Raw genomic sequence first — 24722 nt, 5'->3', positions numbered from 1 at the left:
TCCGTTGTTTGCTGAGACTCATGCCCCGCTGGTAACTGTTGCGTTGTGGGCCCGGAAGGCGGGCGGCGGCTGCTGTCCGGCCGGGGTCCTCGGGCCGATCGGGTGGCCGGGGGGTCTTCGTGCGGTGTCCTGGAGCGGGGAGTGTGACGTTAGAGCCGCTTTGGGCACGTCAGACGGTCGCAGCGTCGCAGTTGTCGGGATCAAGCTCTCACACCCCCGCCGATCTGTCCTATATGGGGTGGTTTGGAAGGTGGTTGGAGGTCCCTCCGGACGTCACATGTGTCCTGAGGTGCGTTAGACGCCCTTCTGGAGGCAAAGACCGCCTCCTGGAGCCCACTTACCGCCACACACGTCCCACCAGCCCTTCCCTCCACTCCACGGTGATCAGCGGGGCATGTGTCGCAACCGGCAGTGGACCGTTGGCCGCTGAGCCGGTGTCGGGCCGCCCCTCTCCTCTGCTGCGTGGCCCCGCAGGGCTCACCGGCCCGCCGGCCCCTGAGCCGAGTGGCAGAACGGGCGGACCTCTTGGGCCCCCCTCCCACCCGGCCGCCCCTCCCGATAAGCCGCACTTGCGACTCCGGGGCAGGTGTCAAGGGTGAGCGAAGCGTAATCGGCGCAGCCGACGCGACGCCAGGAGCGCCCTTTACGCCTGTTCCGGAGTCGCGACACTCACAGCAGGAGGGGCGGCCCCCTTCCCGGCAACCCGCGCCACCGGCCCACCCCACCCTGCTTCGCTTCCGTCCCGCGTCAGTTGTCAGGCGGCGCCGGCCGCCGGAGCCCCGGGCGGCAGGTCCATCCACACCAGCCGTGCTGAGACTTCGGGCGCGTGAGCGAACCGTTGGACGGCTCGTTCCGGTGATCCCAGGCTCAGGCGCCTGCCGCCGTCCGTACTCACCACCTCGGCGCGGTCACCGAAGGCCATGCCCCACGCCGCGACCCAGCCGTCCACCCGGTCGCCGAGAACCTGCATCACGGCGAACAGGCGTGGGGCCTCGTCGGTGGCGAGCTGTTCCAGCTCTGCGGTGAACTCCTCCTCGTCGCAGAGCGGTTCGAGCGAGCGGGGGTCAACGGGGTCGACGGAGTCGACGGTTACCGGATCTTGGGTGCGGTCTGTGTCAACGGGCATGACTGTCCCTTCACTTGTTGTGCTTGCTTAACTTCCCTCCGTAGCCATTAGGCTGGCACGAGCTGACCGCATTTAAAAGTGGACTTACAGTTTTCACGCGTAAGAGTGGGGCTTCAGGTCCTCTCGTTGGCACGAGAACGACAGGAGGGTGTTCATGACGCAGACGCCGCAAGGTGGGTCCTCCGTAGTGCGCCGCTGGCAACTCGCCGCGACGCTTCGGGAGATGCGCGAGTCCGCCGAGCTGACCCAGGAGGGGGCGGCGGAAAGGCTCAGGCAGGGACAGGGGCGTTGGTCGCACGCGAAGCTCTCGCGGATTGAGAACCGGCAGCACCGGCTCAAGCCACGGGAGGTCGAACAGCTCCTCCACGTGTACGGGGTGACTGACGCCTCGACGCGTGACGTTCTGGTGCAGATGGCAGCGGATTCCCGGCAACGGGAGTGGTGGCTGCGGTTCGGTGGCGGCTTCCCCGTTGAAATGAGGCCGTTGCTCAGCCTGGAGAGTGGCCTGGTGGAGTTGCGCGACTTCCAGAACCAGCTCATCCACGGCTTGTTGCAGACGTCCGACTACGCACGCGCGGTGGCGAGCGGTATCAATCCCGGGCTGTTCACGCCGGAGGAGCTGGAGAAAGGGGCAGCCGTGCGGATGGTCCGGCAGCACCTGCTCCGGAAGGAGTCCCCGCCACGCTTGCACTTCATCCTGGATCAGACCGTGCTGGAGCGGCCCATCGGGCATTCATCGGTCATGCGCGACCAGCTCCGCAAGCTGCTCGATCTGACGCAGAGCCCGGGCATCACCATCCAGATCCTCCCCCGCGACGCGGGAGCGAGCCCTGGGCTGGAGGGGCCGTTCTCGATCCTGACGTTGCCGGAGCCGATCCCCGACATCGTCTACACCGAGGGCATCGCGGGTACTTTCTACCTTGAGAGCCGGGAACAGGTGCGCGAGTGCACGCTGCGGTTCGGGGTCCTCGCCGAACTGGCGCTTACCCGCGCCGAATCCGCCGACCTGATCGCCGAGACGATGAAGACTTATGAGTGAGCAGACAGGGAAGCGAAGGGTGGACCCCATGACAGAGCAGGACTCCCTGGCAAAGGCGGAGTGGCGCAAGAGCAGCTTCTCCGGCGGGAGCAACGGCGGGAATACCTCGTGCGTCGAAACCGCCGCCCTCCCCGACGGCACCATCGCCGTACGTAACAGCAAGCACCCCGAGGCCGGCGCCGTGTTCTTCACCCGCTCGGAGATGGCCGCCTGGCTCAAGGGCGTCAAGGCCGGGGAGTTCGACGACCTCGGGTCCGCGGGCCAGTGACCGGCCAGTGACGGGGGCGGGCCACGCGCTCGTCCCCCGGGCCACGCGCTCGTCCCCGGGCTGCGTCCCGGCCCGCGGCGGCGCACTCTGGCCGTATGGGTAGTGAGGCGCCGATCGTCGTGCACCGGCCGTCCGGGACGGGGGGTCGGCGGGTGACCGTTCGGGGGCGGATCATGGGGCTCGCGCACTCCGACGACCACCTGGTCGAGTTCCTCCGGCAGGCCGGCCTGCCGGATGCCTGGGAGCTGCTCGACGATCCGCTCTGGGTGGAGTGGCAGGGCGGGGCCCCGCACGCGTACGGGGGCGAGGGGGAGGGGGAGGCGGGCTGACGTGGTGGTGCGCTGAACGGGTGAGGCCGCGCCGGGGGAAAACCCTCCGCCGATTGTCAGTGGCTGCCCGTAACCTTGCTTCCATGTTCGTTTCCTCAACCACTTCTTCATCAGTTGCCCGCGATTCTTTACACCGTGCCCGTGTCCGTGCCGCCTGTCAGGCCGCGCAGGCCGCGCATGTCCCGCCTGTGCGGTCCGTACGGTCCGTGCGGACCGCCGCTGTGGTCAATGACGAGATCCGCGCCCTGTGGACGCGCTCCGGCGGCCGGCTGCGCCCCGCCGACCAGGAGCGTTACCAGCGGTTGCTGGTGGAGTGGGCCGCCGCGGTGCGGGCCGATGTGGTTGAGGCGGCCTGAGGTGGGAGTGGTCACGGGAGTGGTCATGAGGGCCCGCCGGATGCCGTAGAGTTGTCTTCAACGGCGCGGGGTGGAGCAGCTCGGTAGCTCGCTGGGCTCATAACCCAGAGGTCGCAGGTTCAAATCCTGTCCCCGCTACTGGATGGAAACGAAGGCCCGGATTCACTAAGAATCCGGGCCTTCGTCGTGTGCGCACGCACACGTACGCGCTCCCGAGCCGACAAATCATTCGATGATCAATATTCCATACCAGCCTATGACAAGTAACGTGAAGGGTACGGCTGTGCTTGTCCGGGACCCGGAAACCGTCCCGTAGCCCACTCGGCCGAGGGTGAGTCGCCCGCCCGCGCGGCAGCGGCCAGCCTGGGTGGAGCGAGGAGCCGTCCGCAGCCGCGAGCGGACCCGGGCGAGGAGACCATGGTGGTGGGGAAGCTGAGGAGGCTCGGACGACGCACCGGCGGCAGTGGGCGGCGCTCCACCGGCGGTACGGGGTTCTGGGCTGCCGAGGGCACCGGTTTCTGGGGCTCCGGCGATCCGGGCCACGACCACCCGCACACCGGCCGCGGCGGCATCCGCGGTGGCCGGACCCGGGCCGGTCACCGGATGGTGGCGCTGATGCCTGCGCTGGTGATTATTTTCGGCGTGATCCTCGACGTCACCACGCCGACGCAGGTGACGGCCGCACCGCTCCTCGCCGCCGCGCCGCTGGTCGCCGCGCCTTTCTACCCGATGGTCGGCACGTCCCTGGTCGCCTTGGTCGCGGTCGCCGCCGAGGTGGGGCTGCGTATCAGTTCCTCGACACTGATCACCCTGACGTCGCTGAGCGAGTTGCTGACCGTGCTGGTCGCCTCACTGCTCGCGATTTACATCACCGGCATCGTCAGACGCAGCGGTGAGCAGCTCGCCTCCGCCCGCGTCATCGCCGAGACCGCCCAGCGCGCCGTGCTGCCCAGACCCGCCGAGCGGATCGGGGGGCTGCGTATCGCCGCGCGGTACGAGGCCGCGCAGGAGGGGGCGTTCATCGGCGGGGACCTCTTCGCCGTGCAGGACACGCCGTTCGGGGTGCGGCTGGTCGTCGGGGACGTACGGGGGAAGGGGCTGGAGGCCGTCGAGGCGGTGGCCGTGCTCATCGGGGCGTTCCGGGAGGCCGCCGAGCAGGAGTCGTCGCTCGAAGGGGTCGCGCAGCGGCTGGAGCGGGCGCTGCTGCGGGAGGGGACGCGCCGGGCGGGGGTCGATGTCTTCGAGGGGTTCACCACCGCCGTACTGGCCGAGATCCCGCAGGGCGAGGACGTGGTGCGGCTGCTCAACCGGGGCCATCCCGAGCCGCTGATGATGTGCGGGGACGGTTCCGTGCTGATGCTGGCCCCGGGCGATCCCGCGCTGCCCCTGGGGATGAGCGAGCTGGGTGCGTGGCCGGACCGCGCCGAGCCGAACCCGTACCCCGACGGCGCGATGCTGCTCTTCTACACGGACGGGCTCACCGAGGCGCGCGACGGCCGGGGCGTCTTCTACCGGCCGCGCGAGCGGCTCGACGGGCGGACCTTCGAGGGGCCCGACGAGCTGCTCCAGGCGCTGATCGACGACGTACGGGTGCATACGGGCGGCGGCAGCCAGGACGACATGGCGCTGCTGGCGGTGAGCCGGCCGGTCCTGGGGGCCGCGCCCGGGTTCACGCCGGAATCCGCACCGGGGGCCGCGTCCGGATCGGAATCCGCGCGTCCCGGGGCCGAAGGACACGAGGGGTGATCGGGGCGTACCCCTCCGCATAACAGCTGACACACCGTCAGAAACACATAACCTCCCAATCTCCGGTCAACTCGCCCGGGTGCGCGCTCTTGTGTCCGGGTGTGTCCGTTGCGAACTCGTTAACGATCATCAGGAACGGCTTGGAATAAACCCCTGGTCTCTATTAACGTTCGATAACGCAGCGCGGTTGTCCCAGCCGTCGCCAGAGATGGCACCGCGCGCACGCGCCGAATCCCGCAAGGGAACCGGGGAACCACACATTGGGGTGAATCGGGAACTTTCGCTGCCTTGCGCGGACAGCGGAAACCCGTAGGAGACCTTCCTGCTCCGAACCCGTCAGCTAACCCGGTAGGCGAGAAGGAAGGAAAGGAGCGCGCCTCAGTGGCGTCCAACAAGCCTGCCTCCGAAGGTTCCGTAGCGACCGCCGCCCCCGCCGAGCCCTACCGGTTCGGCCGCGGCGAGGGCAACGAGCCGGAGCGCACCTGGGGGGAGTGGAATCCCACCGAGGAGACCGTCCGACCCCCCGTACGCGGCAGGCACCGGGTCACCAAGCAGCGCGGGCTCGCCCGCAGCTCCACGGTCCTCGGCGTGGGCGTCATCGCCGCCGTCGGCGCCGGTGGCATCGCCACCGCGCAGGACAAGCCGGCCGTCTCCATATCCCTGCCCGACGTCATCGCGGACAATCTCCCGGACGGCAAGTCCCTGCCGGGGATCGGCTCTTCGGGCACGGGCACGGCGGACAAGAAGAGCGAGGTCGCCGAGGCTCTCGCGCAGGCCCCCCTCTCCACCGCCGGACTCACGGTCGCGGACGCCGAGCAGGGCGCCACCGACGCGGGCGAGGCGCTCCGCGCACGGATCCTCCAGCAGGCCGAGCAGCAGCAGGCCGAGGCGGCTGCCGAGCAGCGCGCCGCCGCCGAGGCCGCCGCGGTCCAGCAGGCCGCCTCCGCGGCCAAGAAGCAGCAGACCCAGGCCGAGAAGGACGCGGCGGAGAAGAAGGCGGAGGCCGAGGCCGCCGCCAAGGCCAAGGCGGAGCAGGAGCGCATCGCCAAGCTGGCCGCCAGCTTCTCCCTCCCCACCTCCTCGTACACGATCACCTCCACCTTCGGCCAGGCCGGCTCGCTCTGGTCCTCCGGCCACCACACCGGCCTCGACTTCGCGGCGCCGACGGGCACGCCGGTCAAGGCCGTGCACAGCGGTACGGTCAAGTCGGCGGGCTGGTCGGGCTCGTACGGTTACCGCACCGTGCTGGAGCTGGATGACGGCACGGAGGTCTGGTACGCCCACCAGTCCTCGATGACCGTCAGCGTCGGCCAGAAGGTCGCCACCGGCGATGTCATCGGCCGCGTCGGCGCGACCGGCAACGTGACCGGCCCGCACCTCCACCTGGAGGTCCACACGGCGGGCGGCACCGGCATCGACCCGATGAGCTGGCTCCAGAGCCGGGGCATCAACCCCTGACGTTTCCCGTCCGGTCGGGACGGAGAGCCGGGGCCCGCGCGGTATGCGCGGGCCCCGGCTTTTCTGCGGCGGGCCGTTCACCCGACCGGCCCCGCCGGGCCGGTTCCGGGGAGTAGGAAGATCCCGTTCCGCGCAGAGATGCCGTATGACTGAACTGCGTACGCTCGGAACATCCGACCTCAAGGTCTTCCCCCTCAACCTCGGCGGCAACGTCTTCGGCTGGACCGCCGACGAGGCGGAGTCCTTCGCCGTCCTCGACGCCTACGCCGCCGCGGGCGGGAACTTCGTCGACACCGCCGACACGTACACCTCCTGGATCCCGGGGCACGTGGGCGGCGAGTCCGAGACCGTCATCGGCAAGTGGCTCGCCGCGCGCCGCAACCGGCCGGACGTGGTCATCGCCACGAAGGTCGGCGCGCACCCCCGGTACAAGGGGCTGGCCGCGGCCAATATCCGGGCCGCCGCCGAGGCGTCGCTGGTCCGGCTGGGGACGGACTACATCGACCTCTACTACACGCACTTCGACGACGAGACCGTCGGCGTCGAGGAGATCATCACCGCTCTCGACCGCCTGGTGAAGGAGGGGAAGGTACGCGCGATCGCCGCGTCCAACATCAGCGCGGAGCGGCTGAACGCCTCGCTCGCGTTCTCGGAGCGGGAGGGGCTCGCGCGGTACGTGGCGCTCCAGCCGCACTACAACCTGGTCTCGCGCGACACCTACGAGGGCGAGCTCCGGGACACCGTCGCCGCACACGGGCTCGCCGCTGTGCCGTACTTCGGGCTCGCCGCCGGTTTCCTCACCGGCAAGTACCGTCCCGGGACGACCGTCGACAGCGCGCGGGCCGGGAGCGCGGCGAAGTATCTGGAGAGCGACCGGGGCGTACGGGTCCTCGCCGCGCTCGACCGGGTCGCCGGGGCGCACGGCGTCGAACTCGCGACCGTCGCCCTGGCCTGGCTCGCGGCCCGGCCGACCGTGGTCGCGCCGATCGCCTCCGCCCGCTCGGTGGCGCAGCTCCCCGCGCTGCTCGCGGCGGCCGGGCTGAAGCTGACGGCGGCGGAGGTGGCGGAGCTGACGGCCGCGTCCGCCTGAGGCGGTGCCCAGCGAGGGCGTGGACCACCGCTTCTCAGTACTGCCGGTACGGGTTGTAGCCCTCGTAGTCCACGTACGGCGGCGGCGCCCACGCCCGGCCCGTGACGCGGGCCGCGTGGGTGAGCGCCGGGCCCGCTATCTCCCTGCGCTGCCACAGATGGTGCAGCAGCTCGCGCTCGCGCGCGACGAAGTCCGTGCCCACCGCGCCGCGTTGGGCACGGTGGCGCAGGAACGCCAGGGACGTCGCGAACGCCTCGTACTCGCCGACCGCGCGGGCCGCGTGGGGGCCGAAGACGCGGCCCGCGTACGTACGGGCCAGGCCGCGGGCGCGCATGGAGGAGAGCGCGAGGGGCGCGGCCGGGGTGAGCCAGCCGGCCGCCGCGTACGCGGGCAGCTCGGTGGATATCGTGCGCAGCTCGCGCTGTCTGCTCCAGATCGCCAGCCAGGTCAGCAGCGCGAACGCCGGGACCATGAACGCCGCGTACACCGCGTAGAACCCGAACGGTCCGAACAGCGACCCCGAGCCGTTCCACAGCGCGTGCATGCCCATCGCCAGCGCCAGGCCGAGCAGCGGGAAGGCGACCCGGCGGACCTTCTGGCGCCGGTCGGCCGTCGCCGCCAGCCCGAAGCCGATGCCCGTCAGCACGGTGAAGAGCGGATGCGCGAACGGCGACATCACGATCCGTACGAAGAAGGTCGCGGCGGTGATCGACGCGAAGCCCGAGTTGCCGACGTCCTGGTCCTCGCCGAAGGCGCTCCCGAGATACAGGATGTTCTCGGTGAAGGCGAAGCCGGTCGCGCTGAAGCCCGCGATCACCACCCCGTCGACCAGCCCGGTGAAGGACCGTCTGCGGAAGAGGAACAGCAGCAGGATCGCCGCCGCCTTGGCGCTCTCCTCGACGACGGGCGCGACCACCGTGGCCCCGACGGACTCGGCTCCCGCCGGATTCGCCGTGGCCGTCGCTATCCACTCCGTCGCGAAGGAGTTCGCGATGATCGCGACGAGCGCGGCGGCGAACGCGCCCCAGGCGAAGGCGAACAGCAGACTCCGCCACGGCCCCGGCTCCACCCGGTCCAGCCAGCGGAACGCCGACAGCAGCAGCGGTACGGGCAGGACGGCCAGGCCCAGCCCGACCAGGAACCCCTCCGTCCCCGTCTCGTCCCGTACCAGCGCGAGGATCAGCAGCGCGCAGAGCCCGAGCACCGCGATCACGGCCCCCGCCCGCACCCCCCGGTGGCGCAGGAGCGCCCGGCGCGGCCGGTAACGCCTGCGGGCAGGCTCCGGCACGGCGGTCCACAACTCGCCGAGCCGCTCCTGCTGCTCGAAGTCGGGGACCGCCGGACGCGGGTCGAGGCGCTGCGGCGACGGTTCTGACACCCCATGACCCTAACGAGCCGCACTGACAATGGGGGAGAGAGCCGTTCTCGTACTCAGCCGGACGTCCTGCGGAACAGCAGGTCGTGCACCGCGTGCCCCTTCTCCAGCCCCTGCCCCTCGAACCGTGTCAGCGGCCGGAACGCGGGCCGCGGCGCGTATCCGCCGCCCGGCGCCGTGTTCTCGTAACCGGGGTGCGCCGTCAGCTCCGCCAGCATCTGTTCGGCGTACGGCTCCCAGTCGGTCGCGCAGTGCAGTACGGCCCCGGGCCGCAGCCGGCCGGCCGCCAGCGTGAGGAACTCCTCCTGGATCAGCCGGCGCTTGTGGTGCCGGCTCTTGGGCCAGGGATCCGGGAAGTAGACGCGCAGTCCGGCGAGCGACGCGGCCGGCAGCATCTCCCGGAGCAGGATGATCGCGTCGCCGTTGGCCACCCGGACGTTCTCCAGGCCGCGCTCCTCCGCGAGCCGCAGCAGATTGCCCTGGCCGGGGGTGTGCACATCGGCGGCGAGGATCCCGGTGGCGGGGTCGGCGGCGGCCATCTCGGCCGTGGCCTCGCCCATCCCGAAGCCGATCTCCAGCACGACCGGCAGCCCGCCGAACATCGCGTTGAGGTCCAGCTCCCGCTGTCCGTCGATGTCCATGCCCCAGGCGGCCCACGTCCGGCGCAGCGCGTCGGCCTGGCCGGTGGTCACCCGGCTCCGGCGCGGCTGGAAGCTGCGGATACGGCGCTCGAAGTGCGAGCCGGCCGGGTCGGCCGCCGGGCCGGTGCCGTCGGGGAACATCCGGCTCATGGGGTGCGCGGCGGTGCGCTGGGCGGGGGTGTGCGGCGTGGGGGCGTGCGGCGTGGGGGCGTGCGGGGCGGGTGGCTCGGTCGTGTCGTCCGGCCCGGCCTGCTCGGGCGGCACGGCCTGTTCGGTCAGCTCGGTCATAATGCGCCAATTCTACGGAGCGCCCGCACGTTCCCCTCATCCCTCCGCCAGCACCGCCAGCGCCCGCCCCGCCACCTCCCGCCCGATCGGCAGCGACGCCGTCGCCGCCGGGGAGGGGGCGTTCAGTACATGGACCGTCCTGGGCGCCCGCCGGATCAGGAAGTCGTCCACCAGCGTCCCGTCCCGCAGCACCGCCTGGGCCCGTACCCCGGCCGCCGCCGGCCGCAGGTCCGCGTCCGTCACCGCGGGCAGCAGCCGCCGTACGGCCGTCGCGAAGGCGTGCTTCGACAGGGAGCGGCGCAGCTCGCCCGCGCCGTACCGCCAGTGCCTGGCGGCGATCCGCCACGAGCCGGGCCACGCCAGCGTCCCGGCCAGCTCGGCGGGGCGTACGGCCGACCACGTGTAGCCCTCGCGGGCCGCCGCGGGGACCGCGTTCGGCCCGACGTGCACGCCGCCGTCCACGGACCGGGTCAGATGCACGCCCAGGAACGGGAACGCCGGGTCGGGCACCGGATAGACCAGCCCCCGCACCAGCTCGGGCCGGGCCAGCTCGTAGTACTCGCCGCGGAACGGGACGATCCGCATCCCCGGGTCGTCGCCCGCCAGCCGCGCCACCCGGTCCGCGTACAGCCCCGCGCAGTTCACCAGCGCCCGCGCCCGTACGGTCTCCCCGGCCGCCGTACGGACCGCTACGCCCCACGCCCGCCGGTCGACCGCGGTGACCTCGGCCCCGTACCGTACGGCCGCGCCCGCGGCGCCCGCCGACTCCGCGAGCTGCCGCGCGACGGCCGTGAAGTCGCACACACCGGTCGTGGAGACCCGGATCGCCGCCAGGCCGCGCACCCGCGGCTCGTACTCGGTGATCTGCGCGGGTCCCAGCTCGCGCACCGGAATGCCGTTCTCCCGGCCGCGCTGGACCAGGGCGTGCAGCCGGGGCAACTCGTCGCGCCGGGTCGCGACGATCAGCTTGCCGCCGACGCGGTGCGCGATCCCGTGCTCCGCGCAGAACTTGACCATCTCCGCGGAGCCGGCGGTCGCGTAGCGCGCCTTGAGCGAGCCGGGGCGGTAGTAGATGCCGCTGTGGATCACTCCGCTGTTGCGCCCCGTCTGGTGGCGGGCCGGGCCCGGTTCCTTCTCCAGCACGGTGACGCGGGTGCCGGGGGCGGCGCGCGTCACCGCGTACGCCGTCGACAGCCCGACGATGCCGCCGCCGATCACGAGCACGTCGCAGTCGAACTCCGCGCGTGCGACTCGGGCCCCGCGTTTGCCGTCCATCGGGCTCACCTCCCCACCCCGATAGTGCACTGGCCCGCGGATGACGTGCTTAAACCACACGAAGCCCACGCGAAGCCCATGCGGGGGCCGTCGGGCGGGCATACCGGCGTGCACGGCCGGAGGCATATGCCGTACGCGCCGATATGCCCGGAACGCGGTCCGTCGGGGCGGTCAGGCGGGCGCCACCAGCAGCGGGCGCGCCCTCTCCCGCAGCTCGACGACCCGGGGTTCGTCCCCGTACGGCTCCAGCCGGTGCAGCAGGTCCCGTACGTACTCGGTCGTACGCGCCGACGAGATACGGCCCGCGACCTCCACCGCGCGCGTACCGGCCGCGCACGCCGCGTCGAGATTGCCCGACTCCAGCTCCGCGACCGCGCTGACGACCAGCCGCAGACCGTGCGAGCGTACGAACTCCTCGGTCGGCCGGGAGAGCGCCTGCTCCGTGAACCGGCGTACCTGGCGTGGTGCTTTCAGATCCCGGTAGCACTCGGCGGCGTCGGCGGCGAACCGGTCGTACGAGTAGAACCCCAGCCACGCCGGATCGGCGTCGCCGTCGCGGGACCGCTCCAGCCAGCCCTCCGCCGCCTTGAGCGACGCCCCGGCCGCCGCCGCGTCGCCAGCCTTGGCGTGCGCGCGCGCCTCCACCAGCCGGAAGAAGCTCATGGTGCGGGCGGTGGCCAGACCGCGGTTGCGTTCCAGCGCCGCCTGGGCGAGATCGACGCCCTCGTCGGCGAAGCCGCGGTAGGTCGCCTGGAGCGACATGGAGGCCAGCACATAGCCGCCGAGCGGTACGTCGGCCGCCGCGCGCGCCAGGCGCAGCGCCTGGATGTAGTAGCGCTGCGCGGCCTCCTGCTGCCCGGTGTCGAAGGCCATCCAGCCGGCCAGCCGGGTCAGTTCTGCGGTGGCCCCGAAGAGGCCCCGGCCGACCTCGTCGCTGTACGCGCCGAGCAGCAGCGGTGCCGCGTCGACCCGCAGACACTCCGGGACCATCGACGAACGCCAGTCCCCGCCGCCGTACTTGGAGTCCCAGCGCCGGGCGTCGGAGGCCGCCTCGCGCAGTTTGGCCACGTCGCTGTGGCCGACGCGGAGCGGGGACGTCTCACCGGCTTCCTTCGCTTCCTTCGCTTCCTTGGTTTCTTTTGCTTCTTTGGCGTCCGCGCTGTTCCCCGAGCCGTTCGACGCGCTGTTCCCCGAGCTGTTCCCCGCGCCGTGCGCTCCCTGCGCCGCCTCCGCCACCGACGCGTCACGCGCGACGGAGGAGTCGGCGGGCGTTATCAGCCAGCGGGAAGCGGGCGTCGCGTAAGCGCTCACTGCGAAGGATCCGGCCAGCGACTGCCAGATGCCGCCGCTGCCCGCCCGGCGGCCCGCGAGATCGAGCCGGTACAGTTCCGTCGCCGCGCGCACCGCCTCCCCCACATCGCGCGGGAAGGCCAGCCCGACCTCGGGCGCCGGATCCGCGTCCGCGAGGCCGATCTCATGGAGTGGGACAGGACGTCCCAGTTTGGCCCCTATGGCCGCGGCGATCAGATGAGGCGCCGCGCCCTGCGGCACCATCCCCTTCGACACCCATCTCGCCACGGAGGTCTTGTCGTAGCGAAGTGTCAGACCGCGCTGGGCTCCGAGGTCGTTGACCCGCCGGGCGAGGCCGGCGTTGCTGATTCCCGCGAGGGCGAGAACGGTTCCGAGCTTTTCGTTCGGCCCTCGTTGCTCCCTGGACATGCGCCACCCCTCGACACAGACGGCCGCCGCGTCGCGGCATAGGCGCGCGGCATTCGTAAACCCAGCGTAGTTCGCCACATCCGGGCCGTTAAGGGGCGGACTTCCGGATGGCGGGATTGTTGTCCGTGCGGCGACCGCCAGGACGGCCCCCGCGCGGGGTCTCGTGCTCCCGGTGCGCGGCCGTGCGCCCGGCCGTGCGCTCTTGGCCGGGAAGGAACGCCGGGGCTTCCATAAGACCTGCGTGGGTCGGCCCATTGCGTACTGGAAACCAGTGGGCTGGGGGATCCCGCCGCCCCCATCCCCGCGGGCGGTGGATCGGTCCGGGAGGCGGGAAACGCCTCCCGGGCTGAACGTGCGACGGCGTCGCGGCGGGCAACCGGCCGCGCCCAAGCACCGTACTGGGCACGGAGATTGGCTGAATGCTGCCTATGTGCCGAGGGCCGTTTCTCCGCCATATGGCGAATGCCAGGGGCGCATTCGCGTTCCCGCCCGTGCTTCCGAGGGCCGTCGTATGCGCCGTTGTCGTGGCAGCATGTTCCCGAACGGGTCCGGCGACGGCTGGTCGGACCGGTCGTCCGGACGGTATTCGGGTGCTCCGCGTCCTCCGACGCGTACCCCGATTACTCCCCGGACTCCGGTACTTCTGCACTCCTGGCCCGGGGTCGGAATGGTCCACGGGCTGTGGAGGCGGCGATGCGCTGGTTGGTGGGATGGAGCAGTATCGCCGCGCGCTTCGGCACGGCGGGGGCCGTCGGCCCGGTCGGCGACTCCGACAGCGGCAGCGTGCACCCCGTCGGCTCCCAACTCCTGTGGGGCGACCCGGATCCGCTGTGGGCCGTCGGCGACTGGCGGCCCGACGAGGTGAGGGTCGTCACGGTCGACCCCTTCACCAGGCTCGCCGTGCTCGGCTGCTGCGGCGCCAGCGACGAGGAGCTGCGCGTCGGGCTGTTCGCCGCGCGCGGCGGCGCGCTGCGCCATCTCACCGCCTGGCCGGGCAGTTACACGGCCGTCGCGCAGATCGGCCGCCGTATCACCGTCGCCGGGGACCTGGCCGGGGCGCGGCCCGTCTTCCACACCCCCTGGGCGAACGGCACGGCGTACGCCACCGCCGCCCTGCCGCTCGCCGACCTCATCGAGGCCCAGCTCGACATCGGGCATCTGGCCGCGCTCCTCGCCTGCCCGGAGACACCGGAGGCGCTGCGCGACTCCACCCCGTACGACGGCGTCAAACGCGTTCCGCCCGGCCACGCGCTGGTCCTGCGCGAGGGATCGCGCGAGATCACCGGGTACGAACCGGTCGCGTCCCTCGCCGTCGCAGGGCCCGAGAAGGACGCCGACCGCGCGGTCGAGGGCGTACGAGACGCGCTGGTCGAAGCCGTACGCGCCCGGCTGCTCGCGCCGCGCCACGCGCCCGAGACCCTGCCGCCCGATCCCGGCCCCGTCCCCGGCATGGGCCCGGCCGACCGGCGCGCCGCCCGGGGCGGGCCCGTCCCCGGCATCGGCGCCGACCTGTCGGGCGGCAGCGCCTCGGGCACGCTCGCGCTGCTGGCCGCCGGGCTGCCCGGCGCGCCCGGCACGGTCCTCGGGCACGGTACGGGCGCGGGCGAGCGGCTGCTCGCCGTGACGTTCAACGACCTGTCCGGCGCGAGCCGCGACGAGGCCGAGCTGGAACGGGCCAGGTCCATCGCCGCCAACCCCCGGCTGCACCATGTCGTCGTCGCCGCCGGCGAGGAGGCCCTGCCGTACGCGGAGCTGGACGGGCCGCTCACCGACGAGCCGGGCCCCTCCCTCGTCACCGCCGAGCGGCACCGGCGCCGGCTCGCGGCGGGCAGCGCCGACCACTTCACCGGTACGGGCGCGCGCGAGGTGCTCGACGCGCATCCGGCGCGCATGGCCGATCTGCTGCTGGACCGGCGCAGACGCCATCTGCTGCACCCGGTCAGCGCGCTCGCCCGGGCCGAAGGCGCCCTGCCCGCCTCGCTGTTCCTGCCGTTCACCGTGTACCGCGCGGCCCGTCGGCTGGCCCGTACCCCGTACCGCACCGGTCTGGAGGAGGCCGCCGCCCGGCTGCCCGAGGCCAACCGGTTCCGCGCCCCCGTCTCCGACAGCCCGCTGAACGCCTCGCTCTCCGCCCTCACCTGGTCCAGGCCGGGCCCGGCGGCCCGCTGGCTGACCGGGGAGGCGCTGGCTGAAGTATCGGTTCGCCTGATGACGGCGGCGACCCGCCCGACCTCCGTCCAGCGCCCCGGCGAGTCCCGCGCCCGCGCCGCCCTGACCCGGCTCGCGGCCGACCACCGCGTCTTCGAACAGGCCGCCGAGATCCGCAGCCAGCGGCTCCACGCGCCCTTCCTCGACAACCAGGTCGTACGCGCCTGCCGCGAACTCCCCGAGGCCCTGCGCGTCCAGCCGGGCGCCCGCGCCGAGATCCTCCGTACCGTCCTCGCCGCCACCGGCATCCACGACCTGCCCGACGGCTGGGGCGCCACCTCCCGGCCCGGATCGGCCGCGGCCACCCGCGTCGGCCTGCGCGCCGCCGTCGGCGACCTGATCACCCTCTTCGACGCGCCGCTCCTCGCCGACGCCGGACTGATCGAGGCCCGCGTCGTCCGCAAGGCCCTGCGCGCGGCGGCCGAGGGCGAACCCGTCCCGCTCGACGGCCTGGCCGACCTCGTCTCCACCGAACTCTGGCTGCGCCGCCTGCTGTCGCGCCGGGGCACCTGCTGGACGGGTACGGCGGCGCCGCGCCAGCGCGCGGTGGCGGGCGGCGTGGTCCCGCAGCGGCCGACGCTGCGGCGGTAGTTGACGGTTTTCCGGCTGCGGGGGCCGGCTCAGGCGCAGGTGATACGGGACTGCGCCCAGTCGCCGAGCGCCACGGCGTCGAACGGTGTCTGCGGCTCGACCACCAGCCGGACGGTGCTCCGGCCCGCGATCCCGACCTGTACGGGTACGGCCGCGTCGCCGCCGCTCAGGACCGGGGAGTGCCAGAGGCGGGTGTCGTCGCCGTACACGGAGAAACGCAGCGAGCCGAGGCCCAGGGTCAGGTCGTCGACGCCGACGACGGCCTCGTAGGTGGTGCACGCGCGGTTCAGATCGATGGTGATGGACGACGGGCTGTGCGTGGTGACGCCGTGGCCGTAGCGGGTGCCGCCGATGGAGACGCCGGACCGCTGCCAGAGCACGCCGCTCGCGCCGAGCCGCACCTCGGGCTCCGTACCGTCCCCGCCGATGTCGTACGCGAGTTGGTTCACCTGGTAGACGGCCGGGGCGGGCTCCGGGGGCGTGGGCGTGGGCGTCGGCTCGGGCGGGGCGGGTGGCGGGGTGTCCGGTACGGCCGTGGGGGACGCGGGCCGGGGAGCCGGCCTCGGGGCGGGGGTGGGCCTGGGGCTGGGCTCGGCTTTGGCGGAGGAGGGCGTGGGCGTGGGCTTCTTCGAGGCCGGAGCTGAGGCGGCGGCGGGCTCGGGCGACGGTGACGGCGGCGCGGGCTTCGACGCGGGCGGGGACGCCGGTTCCGGTGGTACGACGGACCGCGCCACCGGGGGCTTCGCCGCCGCCTTCGGCGCGGGCTTCTGCTCACCGCCCGCGAACGCCCACACCAGACCGGCGGCTGCGACGGCGACGGCCAGCGCGCCGATCCCGGCCTTCGCGGGCATGCCGAGCCCCTCGGCGGCGGCACCGCCCCCGGCCGCGCCCCCGGAAGCCCCGCCCGCGGCCGTACCGCCAGCAGCTGCCCCGCCCGCCGCGCCGCCGCTCGCCGCTGCTCCGCCTGCGGCCCCGCCGGTCGCGGCCCCGCCTGCTGCTCCGCCCGTCGCCGCGGCTGCCGCTCCCGCGCCGGCCGCGCCCACCGCGCCGCCCGCCACGATCCCCGCGGCCTTCAGCGAGTAGCCCGCGGCGAACCAGCCGATCATCGCGACCGGCAGCAGCGCCGGGATCCCGGCGTTGACATGCGCCAGTTCACCGGCGGCGAGCCGGCACTTGGCGCACTCGTCCAGATGCTTGCGCAGCCCGCGCTCGGCACGGACGCGCAGCCCGCCGCGCGCGTACGCCCCGAGCCGGTCGGCGTAGCGCGCGCAGTCGCCGGCCGAGGTCAGCGCCGCGTTCACATGCGCCTGGAGATACGCCTGCTTGAGCCCCTCGCGCGCCCGACTGGCCAGCACCGCCGTGGCGTTGGCGGAGAGCCCGAACAGCGGCGCGACCTGGCTGGGCGACTCCTCCTCCACCGTCGTGTGCCAGAGCACCGCCTGCCAGCGCTCGGGCAGACTCCGGAAGGCCCGCATCGCCATGGACCGTTCGGCTTCGTGCATCGCCAGGACATCGGCGCCCAGATCGAGGGTCTCGGCGTCCGGGACCTCGGAGGAGCCGGCGGCCTGCGCCGCGAACACCGCGAAGTCCTCGACGAGCTGCTCCCGCTTCGCCGACTTGGCCCAGCTCGCGGCCACCCGCCGTACGGTCGTCAGCAGATAGGCCCGGACCGCCTGCTGGGGCCCGGCCCCGCCACGTACCGCCTGCAACGTGCGGGCGAAGACCTCGGCCGTCAGATCGTCGGCGGTGTGCGCGTCCCGGCAGCAGGTACGGGCGTAACGGCGCACCGCCGCCGCGTGCCTGCGGAACAGCTCCTCGTACGCGCTGTCGTCGCCGTCACGCATCCGGCGGATGAGCACGGCGTCCGCGGGCGGCGGCGCGGGCGACGCGGGGTCGACCTCCGGCGCCGCGACGGCGGCCAGTTCGAGCGTGGGCCGGTCATCGGCCGGCGCCTCGGCGGACGGCACTTCTGCGGACGGCACCCCGGCACGCTCGCGCTGCGCAGGCACCTGTGGAGACGCCGTCCGCTCGTCCCGCCCGTCACCGCTCATCGCGGAAGCCCCCGTACGCGCCGCTCCAACCCGAACACCGGGTCAGCGTGCCACAGCGCACCGGGTGTCCCCGGATGTTCGAACGTGGCAACCACTCGTCCGGGGTGGATTCCCGGAGCGGAGCTTTAATCTTCACCCATTAGGGGAATGATCAATTGCCGTATTCGGAGGGCCTGTTCGAGAAGCGGCACCGAGCGGGCCGTACGGAACGCAGTCCCGCACAGCCCACCCCGCGCCTACCGAGGCCGCCTGCTGAGGTTGCCTGTCGAGCCGCCTACCGAGCCGCCTACCGAGGCCGCAGCCCCTCCAGCAGGATGTCCAGCAGCCGCGCCGAAGCCGCCGCCTGCTGCGCCGGATCCGGCAGCGAAGGCGCCGCCGTGGCGATCACCAGCAGGACATCGGCCACGGTCACATCGCCCCGCAGCTCACCCGCCTCCCGCGCCCGGTCCACCAACTGCCCCACGAAATCGAGCAGTTCGGCCGCGCCCGGATCGTCAAGACCCTCCGCCGACGCCGACACCCGCGCACCGGCCGGCCGAGGATCGCTCTGCCCGGCCTGCCGCTGCTGCGGCACCCGCGCCCCGTCCGCCGCCACAGGCGGCGACGTCACGTCCTCCCCGTCCACACTCACCCGCAGCACCTGCGGAGGCAGCAGCCGCCCCGCGCCCGACGCCACCGAGGTGCGCAGGAACCGGGAGAGCGCCGACCACGGCTCCTCCTCCTGCCCGAGCGCCGTCCGCGCCTGATCGGTCAGCCGGGATGTCTCCTCCGCGGCTATTCGCCTGACCAGCACGTCCTTGCTCGGGAACCGCCGGTAGACCGTGCCGACCCCGACCCGTGCCCGGCGCGCGACGTCCTCCATCGGAGCGCCGTAACCCAGTTCTCCGAACACCTCACGCGCCGCTCGTAGTACGTGTTCGAGATTGCGCTGCGCGTCCACCCGGAGCGGCGCCGAACGCCCGGCCGCGCCACCTGTACCCGTACCCGGACCTGTACCCGAACCCGCGCCCGAACCCGAACTCAACCCCGAACCGGAACTCGGTCCCGGTCCCGTACTCACTCGGCCGTTCCCGCCCGCGACGACAACGGCATGACCGTGTAAATCCTGAATCTGCATGATGGTTCCCCCGGTTAACGATGTCTCCCCCCGGAGACGCCCCGCCCTGACTGCCGGGGCGTGCCCGGCCGGTCAGATGCCGGACAGGACACTCCGACGGGTTACGAACATAGTTGAGCCCGGGGCAATTCAGAAGAGGGTGATTCCGCACAGAGCGCCCCCCGATCGGAGCAAGGACCGGAACGCACCCGATCCCCCCTTCGCGCGCCCCCCCGCACGCCCCCACTGACCTGGGATCCTCCACACGCAGCCGCGCTCCCGGCGGCCCACGGCCCCCGGTGACCTCCGGTCACACAATGTGTCGTGCCTGTGGACAAACCCCGGGCCCCGATGCGTCATGGGAAGGTGAAGGCTGAGATCTCCCGGGGGACGACCCCCGCACCCCCGCCCGGAGCGCCGCGCATTCTGGTGATCGGAGGCGGCTACGTCGGGATGTATACGGCGCTGCGCCTCCAGCGGAAGCTGAGAAGCGGAGAGGCCGAGGTCACGGTGGTCACACCGGACCCATATATGACGTATCAGCCCTTCCTGCCGGAGGCCGCCGCCGGGAACATCTCACCCCGCCATGTCGTGGTCCCCCTCAGACGGGTCCTGCCCGGCTGCCGCATCGTCATCGGCGAGGCCACCGCCCTCGACCACGCCAAGCGCACCGCCACGCTCAAGACCCTCGGCTCCGAGGCCGAGGGCACCGGCACCGTCGAACTCGGCTACGACGAAGTCGTCCTCGCGCCCGGCTCCATCTCCCGCACCCTCCCGATCCCCGGCCTCGCCGAACACGCGATCGGCTTCAAGACCGTCGAAGAGGCCATCGGCCTGCGCAACCACGTCCTCGAACAGCTGGACATCGCCTCCTCCACCCGCGACCCCGCCGTCCGCGACGCCGCCCTGACCTTCGTCTTCGTCGGCGGCGGCTACGCGGGCGTGGAGGCCCTCGCCGAACTGGAGGACATGGCCCGCTACGCCGTGCGGTACTACCACAACATCAAGGCCGAGGACATGAAGTGGATCCTCGTCGAGGCCACCGGCCGGATACTCCCCGAAGTCGGCGCGACCATGGGCGGATACGCCGTGCGCGAGCTGCGCGCCCGCAACATCGACGTACGGCTCCACACTCGCCTCGAATCCTGCGCGGACCGGCTGGCCGTGCTCAGCGACGGCACCCGCTTCCCCACCCGCACCGTCGTCTGGACCGCGGGCGTCCGGCCCCACCCGCTCCTCGCCGCCACCGGTCTGCCGCTCGACGGACGCGGCAGACTCCGCTGTACGGCCCGGCTCACGGTCGACGGCGCCGCGCATGTCTGGGCGGCGGGCGACGCCGCCGCCGTACCCGATCTGACCGCCGCCGAATCCACCGCCGAATCCACCGGCGGAACAGGTGGCGCGACAGGTGGCGGAACAGACGCCGATTCCGCAGGCAAGGAGTGCGCGCCGAACGCCCAGCACGCCGTCCGCCAGGCCAAGGTACTCGCCGGGAACATCCTCGCTTCCCTGCGCGGAGAACCCCTCCAGGACTACCGTCACGCGTACGCCGGTTCGGTCGCCTCCCTCGGACTCCACAAAGGGGTGGCGCACGTCTACGGCCGCAAGGTCAAGGGCTACCCCGCCTGGCTGATGCACCGCGCGTACCACCTCAGCCGCGTCCCCACCTTCAACAGGAAGGCCCGCGTGCTCGCGGAATGGAGCCTCTCCGGGCTCTTCAAACGGGAGATCGTCTCCCTCGGCTCACTGGAACACCCGCGCGCCGAGTTCGAACGCGCTGCGGGAACCGACCAGCCGCCCAAGGACAGCTGAGACGGCCGGAACCCGGCGCCGGAACCCGGCGGGGGAGGCGGTTGTCAGTGCGATCGGTCACACTGGGCGTGTGACCATAGGTGGGCTCACATCTGCACAGAGTGAACCGGCCCCGACCCCCATCACGACACCATGAGGCTTGAGAATCCGTGAACTTCACGCGTTGGAGCGCCCGCCTCCCCGGTACGCAGCGTCGCGCCGCCGCGCGCACGGACCGCGGGTCCGTGCCGGCGGCCCGCGGTGAGTACGAACGCGGAAAGCAGGAGCGGCGCCCCGACCCCGTGACGGACATCCCCGCCCTCGAAGACCTCTCCGTACGGGACGTCCTCGGCGAACTCCCCGCCCTGGCCGCGCTGGTGTACGGCCCCGAACACCGCGTCGCGTACGTGAACGGCGCGTATGCGACGGCCTTCGGACCGCGCCAGGCCGGCGCCCCCGCCGCCGAGAGCTGCCCCGAACTGGCCGAACTGGGACTGCTCCCGCTCCTCGACCAGGTCCTCCGCAGCGGAAAGCCGCGCACCGTCAAGTCCCGCAAGGCCCAGGGCGGCGCCGAAGCCGAGAAGACCGCAAACGAAGCTGACGGCACACCCCCCGGCACACCCCCCGGCACAACCGCCGCCACAGCAGCCCCCAACAGGCACACAGACGGCCCCTTCACCCGCTCCTACACGGTCACCTGCACGCCCGTCGACTGCCGGGGCACCGCCGGCATCCTCATCTACGCCGCCGACGTCACCGACCACGCCGAGGCCGCCGAGCGGCTGCGCGGCAGCGAGCGCCGCCACCGCCGTACGGTCGTCACCCTCCAGCGCTCCCTGCTCCCGCAGGAGCTTGAGCAGCCCGACGACCTGCGCGTCGCCGCCACCTACCGGCCCGGCGGCGAGGACGCGGCCGTCGGCGGCGACTGGTACGACGTGATCACGCTCGGCGCCGGGCGCACGGCCCTGGTCATCGGCGACGTCATGGGCCGGGGCGTCCGCGCCGCCGCCGTCATGGGCCAGCTGCGCACCGCCGTCCGCGCCTACGCCCGGCTCGACCTGCCGCCGCACGAAGTGCTCCAGCTCCTCGACGGTCTCGCCGCAGAGATCGACGCCAGCCAGATCGCCACCTGCGTCTACGCGGTGCACGACCCGAACGAGGGGCTGCTCGAATACGCCTCGGCCGGCCATCTCCCCCTGCTGGTACGCGCCCAGGACGGCTCGGTCACCCGCGCCGAGGACCCCACGGGCCCGCCCCTCGGCACCGGCGGCTGGCAGCACACCTCGGCCGCGATCGCCCTCCCGCCCGGCTCCACCGCGGTCCTCTATACGGACGGTCTCGTCGAGCGCCGGGGCGAGGACATCGACGAGGGCGTCGCCCGGCTCGAACGCGCCCTGTCCGGCGCCCAGGGCACCCCTCAGGTCGTCTGCGACCGGCTCATCCGCGCCCTAGGCGTCACCGACGACCACGACGACGACGTGGCCGTCCTCGTCCTCCAGCACCCCGCCCGTACGGGAGCGGACGCGGAGCTGTTCCACAACGCGGCGCTCGACCTGCTCGGCGGCATCGAGGCCGCGCCCCGCGCCCGCGCCTTCGCGACGGGCGTCCTGGCCTCCTGGCGCTTCCCCGTGGAACTGCGCGACCTGGGCGTCCTCGCCACCAGCGAACTCGTCGCCAACTCCCTCCAGCACGGCACCCCGCCCATGCGGCTGCGCCTGCGCAGAACGGACCGGCGGCTGATCATCGAGGTGACGGACGGGGACGACCACCTGCCGCGCCGCCGCCGCGCCGAACCGGCCGACGAGGCCGGCCGCGGTATCTCGATCGTCGCGACGATCGCCTCGTCGTGGGGATCACGCCGTACCCCGGGCGGCGGCAAGGCCGTCTGGTGCGAATTCGCGCTACCGCACTGAGCGCTGCCGCTCCGGACCGACGGTGGCCACCGCGTCCGGCGCGTGCCGGGCCACCACCCGCGACCCCGCCGTCAGCAGGGACGGCTGGTCCTGTACGGGGGTGAGCAGCCGCCCGAGCCGAAGGGCGAGCACCGTGATGCCGAGCGAGAAGAGGACGAACGTCACGATGTACGGCGCGTGCAGCGAGGCCCCCATCGGCCCGCCCACCGCCGGACCGACCGCCAGCGCCAACTGCTTGACCAGCGCGAACCCCGAGTTGTACTGCCCGATCATCGACGGCGGCGCCAGATCAGCCACCAGCGGCGCCACGGTCGGCGACAGCATCGCCTCACCCAGCCCGAACAGCGCGTACGTCGAGATGAGCGCCGCCGTCGCCAGCGTCGCACTGCCGTACCCGAGCCCCGCGTAGCCGGCGAGCAGCCAGGCGAACGCCCAGATCAGCCCGACCGCCGCGATCACCCGGCTGCGCTTGAGCGGCTCGACCAGCCGCAGCACCACGAACTGCGCCAGCACGATCACCGCCGTGTTGGCGGCCAGCGCGATCCCCAGCATCGACGGGTCGAGCCCGGCAGCCTCAGTGCTGTACGCGGCGAGCCCCGACTCGAACTGCCCGTAGCAGGCGAAGAACAGCACGAAGCCCAGCACACAGAGCCGCACCATGGCCCGGTCACGCAGCAGAACCCGCATCCCGGACCGGCGCCCGGCCGACGCCGGCGCGGCGGTACCGACAGAGCCGATACCGCCGGGCCGCGGCATCCGAACAGAACCGGCCACAGCCGCCAGAACGAGGAACATGGCGGCCTCGATGGAGAACAGCAGCAGGAAGCTGCCGGGCCGGTCCGTGTCGATGAGCTGTCCACCGATGAGCCCGCCGACACCGAGCCCCAGGTTCGCGAGGAAGAACTGCGTCGCGAACGCGCGGGTCCGTGTCGCCGGCGTGGAACACCACACGATCATCGTGGCCAGCGCGGGCTGAAGCACCGCCGTACCCGCGCCCAGCAGAGAGGCGGAGAGGACGACGGCGGGAACGTTCCCCGACAGCCCCAGGGCAAACGCCCCCACGGCCGCCAGCAGTGAGCCGCCGATCAGCACGGGCAGCGGCCCCCGGCGGTCGATCACCCGGCCGACGAAGGGCAGCACGACCAGCGCGGCCAGGGCGAAGACCGCCAGCACGGCACCGGCCGTCCCCGCCCCCAGGTTCCGTACCTGCGCCACATACACATAGAGATACGGAACCGTGAATCCGAGCCCGAACGCGCTCAGCGCGTTCCCCGCCTGGATCCGGCGCATCGCCGCGCCCGTCGCCGTGGTCACCACTCACCCCTCAAAGCTGAAGACTTCAAAGCTAAACTTAGGAGGTGAACTGTACACATCGAAGGACTTCAATGCCACCGGGTGCGTGGCATACTGCCCCGATGCCAGAGACCACACCGGAGAAACCGGTCCCGCCGGACCTCCAGGAACCGAGCCTCGACGAGCAGATCGCCGCCTATCAGCGCGAGTTCCGCGATCTGGACCCCCAGGTCGAGAAGGTCGTCTCGGCGCTGGGCCGGCTGAACCGCCGTATGAACGTCGCGTACGGCAGACAGGTCGCCGACCTGGGGATCAGCAGCGCGGAGTGGGAGGTCCTCAAGACCCTCGTCCTCGCGGGAGCGCCCTACCGCCTGGGCCCCGGCGAACTCGCCAAGCGCCTGGGCCTGACCCCGGCCGCGATGACCCACCGCGTCGACCGCATGGCGGGCGAGGGCCTGGTCACGCGCGACCGCGACGAGAAAAACCGGGTCCGGGTCATCGTCGAGCTGACGGACGAGGGCCGTACGAAGTGGCTGGAGGCGATGCGTATGGCGTCGGACTTCGAGGAGGAACTCCTCCAGGACCTCTCGGGCGACGAGCGCGGCGTGCTGGGCGAGATGCTCATCCGCGTCCTCCGCCGCGTGGAACAGGCCCAGCCGGATGCCGGCGGGCGCTTGACGGACCTTGAGTAGCCGGGTTTCCCCGGTTTGACACGCCCCTCAGCGGTCCGTAAGGTTCTTCGAGTTGTCACGGAGCCGACATGGTCCCGTAGCAACCACTCCCGCCGCGTCAGCGGCAACCAAACACCAGAACGATCTCCCAGACCGGGGTCAATTTCGGCGTGCCGTAATTGATATTCGGTTGACTCGATTATGAGTCACCTGCGGAATCGGCTAAGGTTTGGAACGTCGGAAGGGCCGAACAGCCCGGATGACAGCCCACTCTGACTGGGAATCAGGCCCGAAAGGATCTGATAGAGTCGGAACCGCCGGAAAGGGAAACGCGAAAGCGAAGAACTGGAAAGCAAGCCCCGCTCCGACGGGGAATCGGACACGAAAGAGTCTGATAG

19 protein-coding genes, 1 tRNA gene and 1 riboswitch are annotated in these 24722 nt (G+C 72.3%); of the genes, 12 read left to right on the top strand and 8 right to left on the bottom strand.

What is annotated here, in order from left to right; genetic code table 11:
• Positions 1 to 754: 754 nt before the first annotated feature.
• On the bottom strand, positions 755 to 1126 hold the full coding sequence (locus AB0389_RS08325; protein ID WP_366394530.1) for a hypothetical protein: 372 nt from the start codon (positions 1124 to 1126) through the stop codon (positions 755 to 757).
• 154 nt (positions 1127 to 1280) lie between these two features.
• Here AB0389_RS08325 and AB0389_RS08320 point away from each other — a divergent pair, with 154 nt between their 5' ends.
• From AB0389_RS08320 to AB0389_RS08285, 8 genes are all read left to right on the top strand, one after another.
• Positions 1281 to 2165, top strand: a complete 885-nt coding sequence (locus tag AB0389_RS08320) for a helix-turn-helix transcriptional regulator (RefSeq protein ID WP_366394529.1) — start codon at positions 1281 to 1283, stop codon at positions 2163 to 2165.
• Positions 2166 to 2193: 28 nt separating this feature from the next.
• Positions 2194 to 2433, top strand: a complete 240-nt coding sequence (locus tag AB0389_RS08315) for a DUF397 domain-containing protein (RefSeq protein ID WP_366394528.1) — start codon at positions 2194 to 2196, stop codon at positions 2431 to 2433.
• Positions 2434 to 2528: 95 nt separating this feature from the next.
• Entirely contained in the window at positions 2529 to 2762 is a 234-nt protein-coding gene (locus tag AB0389_RS08310) for a hypothetical protein (RefSeq protein ID WP_366394527.1), read from the top strand.
• A gap of 206 nt (positions 2763 to 2968) precedes the next feature.
• Positions 2969 to 3118 carry a hypothetical protein gene (locus AB0389_RS08305; RefSeq protein WP_366394740.1) on the top strand — a complete coding sequence of 50 codons (150 nt, stop codon included), beginning with the start codon at positions 2969 to 2971 and terminating at the stop codon, positions 3116 to 3118.
• 64 nt (positions 3119 to 3182) lie between these two features.
• Positions 3183 to 3256 (top strand) — tRNA-Met (locus tag AB0389_RS08300).
• Between the two features lie 465 nt (positions 3257 to 3721).
• Positions 3722 to 4864: a PP2C family protein-serine/threonine phosphatase gene (locus tag AB0389_RS08295; protein WP_366394724.1), complete on the top strand. Its 1143-nt coding sequence runs from the start codon at positions 3722 to 3724 to the stop codon at positions 4862 to 4864.
• 215 nt (positions 4865 to 5079) lie between these two features.
• Positions 5080 to 5234: riboswitch (cyclic di-AMP (ydaO/yuaA leader) on the top strand.
• A gap of 11 nt (positions 5235 to 5245) precedes the next feature.
• Positions 5246 to 6322, top strand: coding sequence for a M23 family metallopeptidase (locus AB0389_RS08290; RefSeq protein WP_366394526.1), 1077 nt, complete (start codon positions 5246 to 5248; stop codon positions 6320 to 6322).
• Between the two features lie 145 nt (positions 6323 to 6467).
• Complete coding sequence (locus AB0389_RS08285; protein ID WP_366394525.1) at positions 6468 to 7412, top strand: aldo/keto reductase; 945 nt, start codon at positions 6468 to 6470, stop codon at positions 7410 to 7412.
• 34 nt (positions 7413 to 7446) lie between these two features.
• Here the strand turns inward: AB0389_RS08285 and AB0389_RS08280 are convergent, their stop codons facing one another.
• From AB0389_RS08280 to AB0389_RS08265, 4 genes are all read right to left on the bottom strand, one after another.
• Complete coding sequence (locus tag AB0389_RS08280; protein WP_366394524.1) at positions 7447 to 8790, bottom strand: PrsW family intramembrane metalloprotease; 1344 nt, start codon at positions 8788 to 8790, stop codon at positions 7447 to 7449.
• A 53-nt stretch (positions 8791 to 8843) separates the two neighbouring features.
• Positions 8844 to 9578 carry a tRNA (guanosine(46)-N7)-methyltransferase TrmB gene (gene trmB / locus AB0389_RS08275; RefSeq protein WP_366394723.1) on the bottom strand — a complete coding sequence of 245 codons (735 nt, stop codon included), beginning with the start codon at positions 9576 to 9578 and terminating at the stop codon, positions 8844 to 8846.
• A gap of 174 nt (positions 9579 to 9752) precedes the next feature.
• Positions 9753 to 10991: an L-2-hydroxyglutarate oxidase gene (lhgO, locus tag AB0389_RS08270; RefSeq protein ID WP_366394523.1), complete on the bottom strand. Its 1239-nt coding sequence runs from the start codon at positions 10989 to 10991 to the stop codon at positions 9753 to 9755.
• Between the two features lie 171 nt (positions 10992 to 11162).
• Complete coding sequence (locus AB0389_RS08265) at positions 11163 to 12710, bottom strand: sporulation protein (RefSeq protein ID WP_366394522.1); 1548 nt, start codon at positions 12708 to 12710, stop codon at positions 11163 to 11165.
• A gap of 693 nt (positions 12711 to 13403) precedes the next feature.
• Between AB0389_RS08265 and AB0389_RS08260 the strand changes: the two genes are divergently transcribed.
• Entirely contained in the window at positions 13404 to 15509 is a 2106-nt protein-coding gene (locus AB0389_RS08260; protein WP_366394521.1) for an asparagine synthase-related protein, read from the top strand.
• Between the two features lie 29 nt (positions 15510 to 15538).
• Here AB0389_RS08260 and AB0389_RS08255 read toward each other — a convergent pair whose 3' ends face one another.
• On the bottom strand, positions 15539 to 17431 hold the full coding sequence (locus AB0389_RS08255; protein ID WP_366394722.1) for a sigma-70 family RNA polymerase sigma factor: 1893 nt from the start codon (positions 17429 to 17431) through the stop codon (positions 15539 to 15541).
• Between the two features lie 415 nt (positions 17432 to 17846).
• Positions 17847 to 18677, bottom strand: a complete 831-nt coding sequence (locus tag AB0389_RS08250; RefSeq protein WP_366394520.1) for a helix-turn-helix domain-containing protein — start codon at positions 18675 to 18677, stop codon at positions 17847 to 17849.
• A 330-nt stretch (positions 18678 to 19007) separates the two neighbouring features.
• Between AB0389_RS08250 and AB0389_RS08245 the strand changes: the two genes are divergently transcribed.
• Both AB0389_RS08245 and AB0389_RS08240 read left to right on the top strand, forming a co-directional pair.
• A complete protein-coding gene (locus AB0389_RS08245; protein ID WP_366394721.1) occupies positions 19008 to 20468 on the top strand; it encodes an NAD(P)/FAD-dependent oxidoreductase in 1461 nt (486 codons plus the stop codon).
• Between the two features lie 149 nt (positions 20469 to 20617).
• Positions 20618 to 22360 (top strand): ATP-binding SpoIIE family protein phosphatase, encoded by a 1743-nt coding sequence (locus AB0389_RS08240; RefSeq protein ID WP_366394519.1) that lies wholly within the window; start codon positions 20618 to 20620, stop codon positions 22358 to 22360.
• Here the strand turns inward: AB0389_RS08240 and AB0389_RS08235 are convergent.
• Positions 22349 to 23674, bottom strand: coding sequence for an MFS transporter (locus AB0389_RS08235; protein ID WP_366394518.1), 1326 nt, complete (start codon positions 23672 to 23674; stop codon positions 22349 to 22351). The genes AB0389_RS08240 and AB0389_RS08235 overlap by 12 nt on opposite strands.
• Positions 23675 to 23775: 101 nt before the next feature.
• Here AB0389_RS08235 and AB0389_RS08230 point away from each other — a divergent pair, with 101 nt between their 5' ends.
• Complete coding sequence (locus AB0389_RS08230) at positions 23776 to 24345, top strand: MarR family transcriptional regulator (RefSeq protein ID WP_366394517.1); 570 nt, start codon at positions 23776 to 23778, stop codon at positions 24343 to 24345.
• Positions 24346 to 24722: the final 377 nt, after the last annotated feature.

Source organism: Streptomyces sp. NPDC093109 (assembly GCF_040701725.1).
In the GTDB taxonomy this organism is placed as follows: domain Bacteria; phylum Actinomycetota; class Actinomycetes; order Streptomycetales; family Streptomycetaceae; genus Streptomyces.
This window is presented reverse-complemented; position numbering and strand designations above follow the sequence as displayed.

Bases quoted from the DNA above. Each gene is read 5' to 3' on its own strand.
- AB0389_RS08325 (WP_366394530.1), bottom strand. From the start codon at position 1,126: ATGCCCGTTGACACAGACCGCACCCAAGATCCGGTAACCGTCGACTCC.
- AB0389_RS08320 (WP_366394529.1), top strand. From the start codon at position 1,281: ATGACGCAGACGCCGCAAGGTGGGTCCTCCGTAGTGCGCCGCTGGCAA.
- AB0389_RS08315 (WP_366394528.1), top strand. From the start codon at position 2,194: ATGACAGAGCAGGACTCCCTGGCAAAGGCGGAGTGGCGCAAGAGCAGC.
- AB0389_RS08310 (WP_366394527.1), top strand. From the start codon at position 2,529: ATGGGTAGTGAGGCGCCGATCGTCGTGCACCGGCCGTCCGGGACGGGG.
- AB0389_RS08295 (WP_366394724.1), top strand. From the start codon at position 3,722: ATGGTGGCGCTGATGCCTGCGCTGGTGATTATTTTCGGCGTGATCCTC.
- AB0389_RS08285 (WP_366394525.1), top strand. From the start codon at position 6,468: ATGACTGAACTGCGTACGCTCGGAACATCCGACCTCAAGGTCTTCCCC.
- trmB (WP_366394723.1), bottom strand. From the start codon at position 9,578: ATGAGCCGGATGTTCCCCGACGGCACCGGCCCGGCGGCCGACCCGGCC.
- lhgO (WP_366394523.1), bottom strand. From the start codon at position 10,991: ATGGACGGCAAACGCGGGGCCCGAGTCGCACGCGCGGAGTTCGACTGC.
- AB0389_RS08265 (WP_366394522.1), bottom strand. From the start codon at position 12,710: ATGTCCAGGGAGCAACGAGGGCCGAACGAAAAGCTCGGAACCGTTCTC.
- AB0389_RS08260 (WP_366394521.1), top strand. From the start codon at position 13,404: ATGCGCTGGTTGGTGGGATGGAGCAGTATCGCCGCGCGCTTCGGCACG.
- AB0389_RS08250 (WP_366394520.1), bottom strand. From the start codon at position 18,677: ATGCAGATTCAGGATTTACACGGTCATGCCGTTGTCGTCGCGGGCGGG.
- AB0389_RS08245 (WP_366394721.1), top strand. From the start codon at position 19,008: ATGCGTCATGGGAAGGTGAAGGCTGAGATCTCCCGGGGGACGACCCCC.
- AB0389_RS08230 (WP_366394517.1), top strand. From the start codon at position 23,776: ATGCCAGAGACCACACCGGAGAAACCGGTCCCGCCGGACCTCCAGGAA.